At 63.4% G+C, this 12928-nt stretch carries 10 protein-coding genes and 1 riboswitch; of the genes, 5 read left to right on the forward strand and 5 right to left on the reverse strand.

What is annotated here, in order from left to right:
* Positions 1-1809, forward strand: a complete 1809-nt coding sequence (gene msbA, locus L6D80_RS08680; protein WP_054900384.1) for a lipid A export permease/ATP-binding protein MsbA — start codon at positions 1-3, stop codon at positions 1807-1809.
* A gap of 130 nt (positions 1810-1939) precedes the next feature.
* Positions 1940-3361, forward strand: a complete 1422-nt coding sequence (gene hldE / locus L6D80_RS08685) for a bifunctional D-glycero-beta-D-manno-heptose-7-phosphate kinase/D-glycero-beta-D-manno-heptose 1-phosphate adenylyltransferase HldE (RefSeq protein WP_054900265.1) — start codon at positions 1940-1942, stop codon at positions 3359-3361.
* A gap of 31 nt (positions 3362-3392) precedes the next feature.
* Here hldE and L6D80_RS08690 read toward each other — a convergent pair whose 3' ends face one another.
* From L6D80_RS08690 to L6D80_RS08705, 4 genes are all read right to left on the reverse strand, one after another.
* Positions 3393-4361 carry a metal ABC transporter ATPase gene (locus L6D80_RS08690; RefSeq protein WP_176512540.1) on the reverse strand — a complete coding sequence of 323 codons (969 nt, stop codon included), beginning with the start codon at positions 4359-4361 and terminating at the stop codon, positions 3393-3395.
* Positions 4362-4411: 50 nt separating this feature from the next.
* A complete protein-coding gene (locus tag L6D80_RS08695; RefSeq protein WP_054900263.1) occupies positions 4412-5224 on the reverse strand; it encodes an aldo/keto reductase in 813 nt (270 codons plus the stop codon).
* Positions 5221-6396, reverse strand: a complete 1176-nt coding sequence (locus tag L6D80_RS08700) for an NAD(P)/FAD-dependent oxidoreductase (protein WP_054900262.1) — start codon at positions 6394-6396, stop codon at positions 5221-5223. The genes L6D80_RS08695 and L6D80_RS08700 overlap by 4 nt, the downstream gene beginning before the upstream one ends.
* 102 nt (positions 6397-6498) lie before the next feature.
* The gene (locus tag L6D80_RS08705; protein WP_054900261.1) at positions 6499-6831 is read right to left on the reverse strand and encodes a DMT family transporter; all 333 of its coding nucleotides are present in this window, start codon (positions 6829-6831) and stop codon (positions 6499-6501) included.
* Between the two features lie 87 nt (positions 6832-6918).
* Here L6D80_RS08705 and L6D80_RS08710 point away from each other — a divergent pair, with 87 nt between their 5' ends.
* Together L6D80_RS08710 and waaA are read left to right on the forward strand one after the other, a co-directional pair.
* Complete coding sequence (locus L6D80_RS08710) at positions 6919-7809, forward strand: LysR family transcriptional regulator (protein ID WP_176512539.1); 891 nt, start codon at positions 6919-6921, stop codon at positions 7807-7809.
* An 11-nt stretch (positions 7810-7820) separates the two neighbouring features.
* Entirely contained in the window at positions 7821-9092 is a 1272-nt protein-coding gene (gene waaA / locus L6D80_RS08715; protein ID WP_176512538.1) for a lipid IV(A) 3-deoxy-D-manno-octulosonic acid transferase, read from the forward strand.
* A 71-nt stretch (positions 9093-9163) separates the two neighbouring features.
* On the opposite strand, the gene L6D80_RS08720 is transcribed toward waaA, so the two are convergent.
* Positions 9164-10600, reverse strand: a complete 1437-nt coding sequence (locus tag L6D80_RS08720; RefSeq protein ID WP_054900259.1) for a TolC family outer membrane protein — start codon at positions 10598-10600, stop codon at positions 9164-9166.
* 161 nt (positions 10601-10761) lie between these two features.
* Positions 10762-10868: riboswitch (TPP riboswitch) on the forward strand.
* A 158-nt stretch (positions 10869-11026) separates the two neighbouring features.
* Here L6D80_RS08720 and thiC point away from each other — a divergent pair.
* Complete coding sequence (gene thiC / locus L6D80_RS08725; protein ID WP_176512537.1) at positions 11027-12913, forward strand: phosphomethylpyrimidine synthase ThiC; 1887 nt, start codon at positions 11027-11029, stop codon at positions 12911-12913.
* Positions 12914-12928: the final 15 nt, after the last annotated feature.

A 12928-nucleotide genomic window follows, 5' to 3' on the forward strand; every position in this document is an offset into this window, starting at 1 on the left:
ATGGCCGAAACACCGCTACCAGCGGAGCACACCTCCAGCCTGAAGATCTACTTCCGGTTGCTGAGCTACGTGAAACCCTATGCCGGCATTTTTCTGCTGAGCATCGTCGGTTTCGTGATCTTTGCTTCGACCCAGCCCATGCTGGCCGGGATCCTCAAGTATTTCGTCGATGGCCTGAGCAACCCGCAGGCGGTGCTGTTCCCCAACGTACCGTACCTGCGCGACTTGCAGCTGCTGCAGGCAGTGCCGTTGCTGATTATCCTGATTGCCGCCTGGCAGGGGCTAGGCTCGTTCCTCGGCAACTATTTCCTGGCCAAGGTTTCCCTGTGCCTGGTGCATGACCTGCGTGTGGAGTTGTTCAACAAGCTGTTGGTGCTGCCCAACCGCTATTTCGATAACCACAACTCCGGGCACCTGATCTCTCGCATCACCTTCAACGTGACGATGGTGACCGGTGCTGCCACCGACGCGATCAAAGTGGTCATCCGTGAAGGCCTGACGGTGGTCTTCCTGTTCGCTTATCTGCTGTGGATGAACTGGCACCTGACCCTGGTGATGGTCGCCATCCTGCCGGTGATCGCGGTGATGGTGAGCGTTGCCAGCAAGAAATTCCGCAAGCAGAGCAAGAAGATCCAGGTGGCCATGGGCGACGTGACGCATGTCGCCTCCGAAACCATCCAGGGCTACCGCGTGGTTCGCAGCTTCGGTGGCGAGGCCTATGAGCAGCAGCGCTTCGGCCGCGCGAGCCAGAGCAATACCGACAAGCAGTTGCGCATGACCAAGACCGGCTCCTTGTACACGCCATTGCTGCAGCTGGTGATCTACAGCGCCATGGCCGCCTTGATGTTCCTGGTTTTGTTCATGCGCGGCGATTCCACCGCCGGTGACCTGGTGGCCTATATCACCGCCGCTGGCTTGCTGCCCAAGCCGATTCGCCAGCTGTCGGAAGTCAGTTCGACCATCCAGAAAGGCCTGGCCGGCGCCGAGAGCATCTTCGAGCAGCTGGACGAGCAGCCGGAGGTCGACAGCGGTACCGTGGAGAAGGCGCGGGTGGAAGGCCGCCTTGAGGTGCGCAACCTGAGCTTCACCTACCCAGGTACCGACCGCGAGGTGCTCAGCGACATCAGCTTCGTCGCCGAACCGGGGCAGATGATCGCCCTGGTCGGGCGCTCAGGCAGCGGCAAGTCGACCCTGGCCGGGCTGATTCCGCGCTTCTACCACCACGACAAGGGGCAGATTCTGCTCGATGGCGTGGAGATCGAGGACTACCGCCTGCGCAACCTGCGCCGACACGTCTCCCAGGTGACCCAGCATGTCACCCTGTTCAACGACACAGTGGCCAACAACATCGCCTATGGCGACCTGGCCGGCGCCCCACGCGCCGACATCGAGGCTGCGGCCGCCGATGCCTATGCCAAGGAGTTCGTCGACAAGCTGCCCAAAGGCTTCGATACCGAAGTGGGTGAGAACGGTGTGCTGCTGTCCGGTGGCCAGCGCCAGCGCCTGGCGATTGCCCGGGCATTGCTGAAAAACGCCCCGTTGCTGATCCTCGATGAAGCGACCTCGGCGCTTGATACCGAGTCCGAGCGGCATATTCAGGCGGCGCTGGACCATGTCATGCAAGGCCGCACCACGCTGGTGATCGCCCACCGCCTGTCGACCATCGAGAAGGCCGACCAGATCCTGGTGATGGATCAGGGCCGCCTGGTGGAGCGTGGCACCCATGCCGAGCTGTTGGCGGCCAATGGCTATTATGCCCGCTTGCATGCCATGGGCCTGGAAGAACCGGCAAAGGCCGATATCACCTGAGTTACCTGGATCGGGGCCGTAACGGCCCCGATTGTCACCGGAGTTTTCCCGGGGCCGATCTGGCCGTAAAGCCGTCGTTTACCCTGTGCTAATATCCTGCCCCTGTTCATTATTTCCATATGGGTTGCCCATGAAGTTGTCCATGCCGCGTTTCGATCAAGCCCCGGTATTGGTGGTCGGCGATGTCATGCTCGACCGCTACTGGCATGGCGGTACTTCACGTATTTCGCCAGAAGCGCCAGTGCCAGTGGTCAAGGTCGATCAGATCGAGGATCGCCCCGGCGGCGCGGCCAACGTTGCCTTGAACATCGCCGCCCTTGGCGCGCCTGCATCGCTGATCGGCGTGACCGGTCAGGACGAGGCCGCCGACAGCCTGGCCAATAGCCTCCAGGCCGCGGGGGTGCGTTCGGTGTTCCAGCGCATCGCGCACCAGCCGACCATCGTCAAGCTGCGGGTCATGAGCCGTCACCAGCAACTGCTGCGCATCGATTTCGAAGAGCCGTTCGCTACCGACCCGCTGTCGCTGGGCACGGAAGTCGAAAAACTGCTCGAAGGGGTCAAGGTGCTGGTCCTGTCCGACTACGGCAAGGGCGCACTGAAGAATCACCAGAGCCTGATCCAGGCCGCACGGGCCAAAGGCATTCCGGTACTGGCCGACCCCAAGGGCAAGGATTTTTCCATTTACCGGGGTGCCAGCCTGATCACCCCGAACCTCAGCGAGTTCGAGACCATCGTCGGCCGCTGCGCCGATGAGGCCGAGCTGGTCGCCAAGGGCCTGCAACTGCTGCTGGATCTCGACCTGGGGGCGTTGCTGGTAACCCGTGGCGAGCACGGCATGACCTTGCTGCGCACCGGCCAGCCGGCCTTGCACCTGCCTGCCCGTGCCCGTGAAGTGTTCGATGTTACCGGTGCCGGCGATACCGTCATTTCGACCCTGGCCGCTGCCATCGCCGCGGGTGAGGACTTGCCCCACGCAGTGGCCTTGGCCAACCTGGCCGCCGGTATCGTGGTGGGCAAACTGGGTACGGCCGCCATCAGTGCCCCCGAGCTGCGCCGGGCGATCCAGCGTGAAGAAGGCTCTGAGCGTGGTGTACTGGGCCTGGAGCAACTGTTGCTGGCCATCGATGATGCGCGCGCGCACAACGAGAAGATCGTCTTCACCAATGGTTGCTTCGACATCCTGCATGCCGGTCATGTGACCTATCTGGAGCAGGCGCGCGCGCAAGGTGATCGCTTGATCGTTGCGGTCAACGACGACGCTTCGGTTAGCCGCCTGAAAGGCCCTGGCCGCCCGATCAACAGCGTTGACCGGCGCATGGCCGTGTTGGCGGGGTTGGGGGCGGTGGATTGGGTGATCAGTTTTGCAGAAGGTACGCCGGAAAACCTGCTAAGCCAGGTCAAGCCGGATGTACTGGTCAAGGGTGGCGACTATGGTATCGACCAGGTGGTTGGCGCCGATATCGTCAAGGCCTATGGCGGTACTGTGAAGGTACTGGGGCTGGTCGAAAACAGCTCGACCACGGCGATCGTCGAAAAGATTCGCAAGCACTGAGACCGCGGGGGCTGCATGGCAGCCCCCGATGTCATTTGTGCAGTGAGGTACGTGCCCGCTTCAGCAGTTCCCGCGCCTTGTCGCCAAACCGTTGCAGGTGCGACGCCCGTACGGGCTTGCGCTCCACCAACCCCTGCTGCTTCACCCATTCCTTCCAGCGTATCCGCTCATCGCTGACCAGCCAGCCGTCCTGGCGCGCGAAGCTTTCGGCCAGATACAGCCCGCGGGTACTGGCCGGCACCAGTTCATCTTGTTTCAACGTGTACAGCTCAGCCAATGGCTTGCCGTCCTGCAAGGGCATCAGGTAAAGGTCCGGCCGTTTACGGTTGAGCCGCGCCACCAACTGATCGCCCTCCAGGCGTTCATCGACATGGAACAGGCTCAGCTTTTTCGCTTCCCTTGGTACCTGCAGTCGCATGTCGTAGATCAGTTGCAGCGATGCAGTGGGCAAATGCACATAGGCCCGCGGTCGCTCCAGCAGCGTGAGGTTGCCACAATGCACCGGCCGCGCAGCGCCAGACTGCGGTGTCAGCACGAAGGGCAGCGCTTCGCGGTAGTGCAGGGCGGCAGCGTAGGGCGCCGGTAGCCAGGTATCGTTGAAGCGCCCGCCCAGCCAGCCTTCCGGGGTTTCCAGCAGGCATTCTTCAGCAACTTCCTGCACGGCGGTGTGCAGCGGGAGGTTCAGCTCCTGCGCCGGTACGTAGCCAGAAATCAGTTTCAGCACCACATCGCCACGGTCTTGTCGGCGCTGACGCACCAATACCCAGTAATCGCGGTTCTGCCAATGCAGGGTAAGGCGTACCGAAACCCCCAGGTTGGCTAGCTCAGCCACGAAGTGCTGCGCGTCGGGCAACTGGATGGCTTTGCGCCGCTGCTGGGTTTGGGCAAAGTTCAGCGGCATACCGATACTCTGGTAGCTCAGCCCTTCGGGCGTAGCCTCGACATGCAGCGGCAGTGTCTTGAAGTTGCTCGGGTTCTTGCGGATCAGCGTTCGCGCCACGAGGCTCCTCCTTGCGTCGGGTCAGTCTCCGGGCCCTTGGCCCGGGCCACTCAATGCTGGCCCAGGATACGGGCGACGGTGGCCACGTTGTGGGCCAGGTGCAGCGGATTGATGGTGCCGACGATAGCACTGCTGACGCCCGGGTGGGCGAACAGCAGCTCGAAGCTTGCCTGAACCGGGTCTACCCCCGGGGCCAGACAGATATGCCCGCTGGCCAGCGCCTTCTTTACCAGGATGGCCTTGCCGTGTTCGGCAGCGTAGTCCAGTACCGGGCGTTCTGCCTGTTCGTTGAGGTTGTAGGTGACCATGGCGCAGTCGCCCTGCTCCAGTGCTTTGAGGCCACCGGCGGCGGTCTTGCCGGAGAGGCCGAAGCCGAGAATCTTGCCTTCCTGCTTGAGCGCGGCGAGGGTCTGGTAGACCTCCTGCTGTTCGAGAATCTCCAGGTCGTTGCCATCGGAGTGCACCAGCACCAGTTCGATGCGGTCTGTTTCCAGGCGGCGCAGGCTGCGCTCGACCGAGCGGCGCGTGTGGGCGGCACTGAAGTCGAAGCGTGAGTGGCCGTCTTCGAACTCCTCACCGACCTTGCTGACGATCACCCATTCCTCACGCTGGCCGCGCAGTAGTGGGCCCAGGCGTTCCTCGCTGCGACCATAGGCCGGAGCGGTGTCGATCAGGTTGATGCCCAGCTCACGGGCTTGGGCCAGCAACAGCCGGGCTTCATCATCGCCAGGGATGGTGAAGCCGGTGGGGTATTTTACGCCTTGGTCGCGGCCAAGCTTGACCGTACCCAGGCCCAGGGGGGATACCGTCAAGCCGGTGCTGCCCAATGGGCGGTGGAAGCCGTGCAGGGTTGGCAGGGTCATGGCAGCAGTTGCTCCCAGGCAGGCACGGCGAGCGGCGGGCGCGGCAGGTCGTGGAGGTCGGCCTGGGCACCTGGGCGGATACCGTCGCGCTCCAGAGTGGCCAGCACGCGATCACTGAAGTCGGGCGCCAGTGCCAGTTTGGTCGGCCAGCCCACCAACAGACGTTGCTGGTCGGCGAGGAAGGCGTTGTCCGGGCGCACCAGGCCGGATTGCGCAGGCTCGGCGCGGTCAACGCGCAGGGTGGCCCAGCGGACCAGGCTCTGGTCGACCCACGGCAGCAGATTGGCGATTTCCTTTTGCGCCGCAGCGATCTGTGCCGCTGGCTCGCGCGCAACGCCGTCGGCTTCGGCAAGGTCGCCACCGAGGTACCAGACCCATTGGCCATCGGCCGCTGGGTGCGTGGTGATGGTCACGCGGGGTTTGGTGCCACCGCCCAGGCAGTGGGCATACAGGGGTTTCAGGTTGGCGCCTTTGGCCATGACCATATGCAGCGGCCGGGTCTGCATGGCCGGCTGGTTCAGGCCCAGGGCGTGCAGCAATGCTTCGGTGCCCGCGCCAGCGCTGAGCACGATGCGCTGGGCGCGAATGTCGCGGTCATCCACGCGCAGGCCCACCAGCTGGTCGCCTTCGCGCAAGGGTTCGATATGTTCCCCGGCCAGCACGCTGTCGCCGGCCAGTTCGGCCAGGTTGGCCAACAGGCTGGGCACGTCGATGACCAGCTCCGCCAGGCGATAGACCTTGCCCTTGAAGGCACGGTCTTGCAGCGCCAGCGGCAGTTGTTCGCCCTTGACCTGTTCGACCCGGGTGCGCACAGCCTTGCTGGCGAAGAAACTGGTGAGGTTGCCGGCCAGGGTGCCAGGTGACCATAGATAGTGGGCATCGGAAAGCAGGCGGGTATGGCCGAGGTCCAACTCGCCGTTGCCGGCCAGGGCCTCACGCCAACGGCGTGGCATATCGGCAATGGCTTCCGAGGCTCCGGTCAGGGCGCCGTGCAGGGCGTACTTGGTGCCGCCGTGGATGATGCCCTGGGACTTGATGGTCTGCTCGCCGCCCAGGCTGGCACGTTCCACCAGCACGGTCGAGTAACCTAGGCGGCGCAGGCGCGCATTCAGCCACAGGCCTGCGACCCCGGCGCCGACGATCAGCACGTCAGTGGAAATGGCGGTTGGCATGGCGGTACCTCGAAGACTGGGACAGCTGGCAAGTATACAGGGTCGAGCCGGCATGAGCTTTGCGAGGGAGGCTTTGCCGCCCCGCACCCGCTCAGGCAATCATCAATGCCCGGCAGTCTTCGAGAACAGCTGAATCACCACCACGCCGCCAACGATCATCGCCATCCCCAGCATCGCCGGTACATCGAGCTTCTGCCCATAGATCACCAGGGCTGCCACGCTGATCAGCACGATCCCCAGCCCGGACCACACCGCATAGGCGATACCCACCGGAATGCTACGCACCACCAAGGTGAGCATCCAGAACGCGATCGCATAGCCGCACACCATCAGCAGCAACGGCAGCGGTGTGCTCAGGCCTTTCACGGCCTTCATGGAAGCGGTGGCGATGACTTCGGCACAGATGGCGATAGCAAGGTAGGTGTAGGCGTTCATGGTACGTTTCTCCGGTGACTGGTCGGGCATTCTAGACGTTACCTGGATGCGGTAAAGTCATTACCTATCGCTTATGGGGATAGGTTGATGGCCGAACAGTGGAACCTTGATCAACTGCGCATCTTCGTGCGCGTGGCCGAACTGCGGTCGTTTTCCGCCGTAGCGCGAGAGCAACGTCGTGCCCAGTCGACGATCAGCAGCGCCATCGCCCTGCTCGAAGCAGACCTGGGCGTAAGCCTGTTCGACCGCAGCAGTGGGCGCCAGCCCAAATTGACCGAAAACGGCAACGCATTGCTGGAGGATGCCCGCGAACTGTTGCGCCAGTGCGAACGACTGGACGGCCGCGCCCTGGCCTTGATGCGCGGGCAGGAAGCGTTACTGCGGGTGGCCCAGGACGAGGCGATGCCTTACCAGCCGGTCATCGACAGCCTCGACGAACTGGCCCGCCGTTATCCGTACCTGGAGGTGCAACTGGCCAGCGGGGCCCAAGGCGATGTCGCCCGCAAACTGGCGGAGCGGCGTGCCGACCTGGGCCTGTTCTTTCACCATGAAAGCATCCCCTCATCACTTGAGCGGCGGACCCTGGGCAGTGTGGAGATGGTCACGGTATGTGCGGTCGACCACCCGCTGGCGCGCCAGCGGCACGTCACCCGCCAGCAGTTGGCCCGTCATCGCCAGTTGCTGATTACCCCGCAGCAAAGCGGTTACCCGGGCGGTGAGGCCATCAGCCCGCAGGTGTGGCGTGCCGACAGCTTCTACGCCATGGCCGAGTTGCTGATGCGTGGCCTGGGCTGGGCTTGGCTGCCGAGGCATGTGGTGCAGTACCCCACCTACCAGGCGCACATGGTCGAACTGGCCACTCAATGGCGGCCACCGGCATTGGTCGTCGAACTGGCCTGGCGCCGGGACGAGCCGCTGGGCCCGGCCGCGCAATGGTTGGCCGAGCGCTTTGCAGTGCACCTGCGCGCGATCGGGTAAACTTCGCCGCCATGAACAGATCACTCTATACCCTGCTGTTTCACCTGGGCCTGCCGCTGGTTGCGCTGCGCCTGTACCTGCGTGCGCGCAAGGCGCCGGCCTATGGCCAGCGTATCGGTGAGCGCTTTGCCCGCAACCTGCCGGCCATGCGCCAGGGCGGCATATGGGTGCATGCCGTCTCGGTCGGCGAGAGCATCGCCGCGGCGCCCATGGTGCGCGCCTTGCTCAAGGCCTATCCGGACTTGCCGGTCACCCTCACCTGCATGACCCCCACCGGCTCAGAACGCATTCGCGCCCTGTTCGCCGATGAGCCGCGCATCCAGCATTGCTACCTGCCTTACGATCTGCCATGGGCGGCGGGGCGCTTTCTCGACCATGTGCGCCCGCGTCTGGGCATCATCATGGAAACCGAGCTGTGGCCCAACCACATCCACCAGTGCGCCAAGCGCGGCATCCCGGTGGCCTTGGCCAATGCACGGTTGTCCGAGCGCTCTGCCCGTGGCTATGCGCGTTTCGCCAACCTGACGCGACCGATGCTCGCCGAGATGAGCCTGATCGCGGTACAGACCGAAACCGAAGCGCAGCGCTTTCGCGACCTCGGCGCGCGTCCCGCATGCGTGCAGGTGACCGGCTCGATCAAGTTCGACCTGAAGATCGATGGGCAACTGCTGCCGCGCGCCAAGGCGCTGCGCGAACAGTGGGGTGCAGCCCAGCGCCCAGTGTGGATCGCCGCCAGCACCCATGAGGGTGAAGATGCTCTGATCCTGCAGGCGCATCAGCAGTTGCTGCAGGCGCATGGCGATGCTCTGCTGATCCTGGTGCCGCGCCACCCCGAGCGGTTCGATGCGGTGCATGCCTTGTGCGCTGAGCAGTTCACCACCGTGCGCCGCTCTGCCGGCGCTGCTGTCGACAGCCACGTCCGCGTACTGCTCGGCGATACCATGGGCGAATTGCTATTCCTCTATGCCCTGGCCGACATCGCCTTCGTCGGCGGCAGCCTGGTCGCCACCGGTGGCCACAACCCGCTGGAGCCAGCGGCGCTGGCATTGCCGGTGCTCATGGGGCCACATGTGTTCAACTTCCTCGAAATCAGCGCGATGCTGCGCGAGGCGGGGGCGTTGCAGCAGGTCGACAATGCCGATGGGCTGGCGGAAGCCGTGCGCCGGTTGATCGAGCTGCCGCAAGATGCCCAACGCATGGGCGAGGCGGGAAGGGCGGTGATGCAGGCCAATCAGGGGGCGTTGCAACGCTTGCTCGATGGGTTGGGCAAACTCATCGGCTGATACCTCGGGGCCGCTTTGCGGCCCTGTCGCGACAAAAGGCCGCCCCGACAACGATTGTGCGAAGCTCCAGGTCAAGGGCGACGCTCGAAGTTCTTGGCTGCGGCAGCCGCCAGGTCCGGTGGCAGGAAGTCCTTGTCCGGGTTGTAGTCGGGCTTGAGGTAGCGCTTCAGGTCTGCCAGGTCCTGTGGGCTCAAGGTCCCCGCTGCCTGCTTCAGGCTCAGGTTGTCGAGAATGTAGTCATAGCGGCTGTTGTTGTAGTCACGCACCGAGGTGTACAGCTGGCGCTGGGCATCGAGCACGTCGACGATGTTGCGAGTACCGACCTGATAGCCGATTTCGGTGGCTTCCAGCGCGCTCTGGTTGGACACGATCGATTGCTTGCGGGCCTGCACCTGCTCGACATCGGTGTTCACCGCGCGGTGCAGGTTGCGGGTGTTCTCCACCACCTGGCGGCGCAGGCTTTCGCGTTGCTGTTCACTCTGGTTCAGGCGCTGGTAGGCCTCGCGCACTTGCGAGCTGGTCAGGCCGCCGCTGTAGATCGGGATGTTCAACTGCAGGCCGATGGAGGTCTGCTCCACGTCTCCGCTGTAACGCACACCTGGCTGCGGCGCCGGATTGCTGAAACCGAGGTTGTCGTTGTCGCCTTTCTCGTAGCGTGCCACGGCATCGAGCGTTGGTGCGTGGCCGGCCTTGCGCTGGCGCAGGGTTTCTTCGGCGGCGGCAACGGCGTGGTTGGTCGCCAGCAGGTTGAGGTTCTGCCGCCCGGCGGTTTCCACCCAGGCCTTGGCGTCATTGGGGATCGGTACCTGCACGGGCAATGTATGGACCACGCCCTGGATGGCGGTGTACTCGCGGTTGGTCAGCGTCACCAGGGCTTCGAAGGCATCCTGCACCTGGCGCTCGGCAATGATCCGGTTGGCCCGGGCAGTGTCGTAGCTGGCCTGTGACTGCAAGACGTCGGTCTTGTCGGAGAGGCCGACGTCGAATCGTTCGTTGGACTGGTCCAGCTGGCGCTTGAACGCGGCCTCTTCGGCCTTGGTGGCAGCCAGGTTGTCCTGGGCGCGGAGCACGGCGAAGTAATTTTGCGCGGTTTGCAGGATCAGGTTCTGCTCGGTGGCCGACAGCTCCAGTGCCGCCTGTTCATTGACCGCCTCAGCCGCCTGCAACTGGAACCAGCGATCGGCGCGGAAGATCGGTTGCGACAGGGTCGCGCTCCAGGCATTGCCGCTGCGGTTGGAGGTGATCGACGGTTCATCGAACTTGGTGCGGCTATTGAGCATCTCGGCGCCGGCCGACAGGTTCGGTAACAGGCCGGCGCGGGCCTGGGGCACCACTTCGCGACGAGCGCCATAGTCGGCGCGGGCAGCGGCAAGGTCGGCGTTGTTGTCGACCGCTTCCTGGTAGACGCTGACCAGGTCGGTTTTCACCGTAGTGGGCACATCCGCTGCCCAGACCACTGCGTTGGACGCACAAGACACGGCTATCGCCAGTGAGAGTTTGCGCAGCATAGGGGCAATCCTTGTACGAAAGATAATTACTAAACTGTTGAGTTTTGAGCGATGAGGCAGTGTAGTGCCATGCGCACCCGGCAACAATCGTTGCCTGCGCCTTTCATCAGCCCTGTGTTCAACCTGCTTGGCTTTGCCGACCCCACCAGTCTAGACTGCGCATGTTCTTGTCGGGGTGCCTTGATGCAAAGGCTGAGATCGCAAAGTTGCGGATCCCGTTGAACCTGATCAGGTTAGCGCCTGCGTAGGGAACAAGATTGCTCGCCTTCCCGGGGAGCCTCTTGTGCCAGGTCCGGGATTGTCACAGCTCATGCAGCTCAAGGCACCTCCCCGTTTCCGGCACTGCACACCCGTCAAGGGGTGCGTCCGCGTCTTTCAGGTTCTCCCCGACATTCCACCGCTAGGAAGCTGTCTGGAGAGCCTGTGATGAGCAAACAAGAAAAAACGATCAACCTCAGCGAATCGGCGCAAGTCGATCAGCAGTCCGTGCAACCCTTCCCCCGTTCGCGCAAGGTGTATGTCGAAGGCTCGCGCCCGGACATTCGCGTGCCCATGCGCGAGATCAGCCTGCACGACACCCCCACCGATTTCGGCGGCGAATCCAATGCCCCGGTGTTGGTCTATGACACCTCCGGCCCGTACACCGACCCCAGCGTCATCATCGATGTGCGCAAGGGCCTGGCCGATGTGCGCTCGGTCTGGATCGACGCCCGTGGCGACACCGAGCGCCTGGGTGGTTTGAGCTCCAACTTCGGCCAGCAACGCCTGAACGACGCTGAGCTTGCCAAGCTGCGTTTCGCCCATGTGCGTAACCCGCGCCGGGCCAAGGCCGGTGCCAACGTCACGCAGATGCACTACGCCCGCCAGGGCATCATCACCGCCGAGATGGAGTACGTTGCCATCCGCGAGAACATGAAGCTGCAGGAGGCACGCGCCGCCGGTTTGCTCAGCCAGCAACACGCCGGCCACAGTTTCGGCGCAAGCATTCCGAATGCAATCACCGCTGAGTTCGTGCGTGAGGAAATTGCCCGCGGCCGCGCGATCATCCCGGCCAACATCAACCACCCTGAACTGGAGCCGATGATCATCGGCCGCAACTTCCTGGTGAAGATCAACGGCAACATCGGCAACAGCGCCCTGGGCTCCTCGATCGAGGAAGAAGTGGCCAAGCTGACCTGGGGTATTCGCTGGGGCTCGGACACCGTCATGGACCTGTCCACCGGCAAGCACATTCACGAAACCCGCGAGTGGATCATCCGCAACTCGCCGGTGCCGATCGGCACCGTGCCGATCTACCAGGCCTTGGAAAAGGTGGGTGGCGTTGCCGAGGATCTGACCTGGGAGCTGTTCCGCGACACCTTGATCGAGCAGGCCGAGCAGGGTGTGGACTACTTCACCATCCATGCCGGCGTGCTGCTGCGCTACGTGCCATTGACCGCCAAGCGCGTCACCGGCATCGTCAGCCGTGGTGGTTCGATCATGGCCAAGTGGTGCCTTGCCCATCATCAGGAGAACTTCCTGTACACGCACTTCGACGAAATCTGCGAAATCATGAAGGCCTACGATGTCAGCTTCTCGCTGGGTGATGGCCTGCGCCCGGGCTCGATCGCCGATGCCAACGATGCGGCGCAGTTCGGTGAGCTGGAGACCCTCGGCGAATTGACCAAGATCGCCTGGAAGCACGACGTGCAATGCATGATCGAAGGCCCGGGCCATGTGCCGATGCAGTTGATCAAGGAAAACATGGACAAGCAGCTGGAGTGCTGCGACGAGGCGCCGTTCTACACCCTCGGCCCACTGACCACCGACATCGCACCGGGTTATGACCACATCACCTCGGGTATCGGTGCCGCGATGATTGGCTGGTTCGGCTGTGCCATGCTCTGTTATGTCACACCCAAGGAGCACCTGGGGCTGCCGAACAAGGATGACGTCAAGACCGGCATCATCACCTACAAGATCGCTGCCCATGCCGCTGACCTGGCCAAGGGCCACCCGGGCGCGCAGATCCGTGACAACGCCTTGTCCAAGGCACGCTTCGAGTTCCGCTGGGAAGACCAGTTCAACCTGGGCCTGGACCCGGACACGGCACGCGCCTTCCACGACGAGACCCTGCCGAAGGAATCGGCCAAGGTGGCGCACTTCTGCTCGATGTGCGGGCCGAAGTTCTGCTCGATGAAGATTACCCAGGAAGTGCGTGAATACGCTGCCAACCAGCGCATCGAAGCGACCGATGTGTCGGTGGAAGAAGGCATGCGCGAACAGGCCGAGCGGTTCCGTCAGGAAGGCAGCCAGCTGTACAGAAAAGTGTAAGGCACTCCACAACCC

Origin of the sequence: Pseudomonas ceruminis (assembly GCF_021602025.1) — a bacterium.
Lineage (GTDB): Bacteria > Pseudomonadota > Gammaproteobacteria > Pseudomonadales > Pseudomonadaceae > Aquipseudomonas > Aquipseudomonas ceruminis.

Excerpts from the sequence above, each read along its gene's own strand:
- msbA (WP_054900384.1), top strand. The coding sequence starts at position 1 with ATGGCCGAAACACCGCTACCAGCGGAGCACACCTCCAGCCTGAAGATC.
- hldE (WP_054900265.1), top strand. The coding sequence starts at position 1,940 with ATGAAGTTGTCCATGCCGCGTTTCGATCAAGCCCCGGTATTGGTGGTC.
- L6D80_RS08695 (WP_054900263.1), bottom strand. The coding sequence starts at position 5,224 with ATGACCCTGCCAACCCTGCACGGCTTCCACCGCCCATTGGGCAGCACC.
- L6D80_RS08700 (WP_054900262.1), bottom strand. The coding sequence starts at position 6,396 with ATGCCAACCGCCATTTCCACTGACGTGCTGATCGTCGGCGCCGGGGTC.
- L6D80_RS08705 (WP_054900261.1), bottom strand. The coding sequence starts at position 6,831 with ATGAACGCCTACACCTACCTTGCTATCGCCATCTGTGCCGAAGTCATC.
- L6D80_RS08710 (WP_176512539.1), top strand. The coding sequence starts at position 6,919 with ATGGCCGAACAGTGGAACCTTGATCAACTGCGCATCTTCGTGCGCGTG.
- waaA (WP_176512538.1), top strand. The coding sequence starts at position 7,821 with ATGAACAGATCACTCTATACCCTGCTGTTTCACCTGGGCCTGCCGCTG.
- L6D80_RS08720 (WP_054900259.1), bottom strand. The coding sequence starts at position 10,600 with ATGCTGCGCAAACTCTCACTGGCGATAGCCGTGTCTTGTGCGTCCAAC.
- thiC (WP_176512537.1), top strand. The coding sequence starts at position 11,027 with ATGAGCAAACAAGAAAAAACGATCAACCTCAGCGAATCGGCGCAAGTC.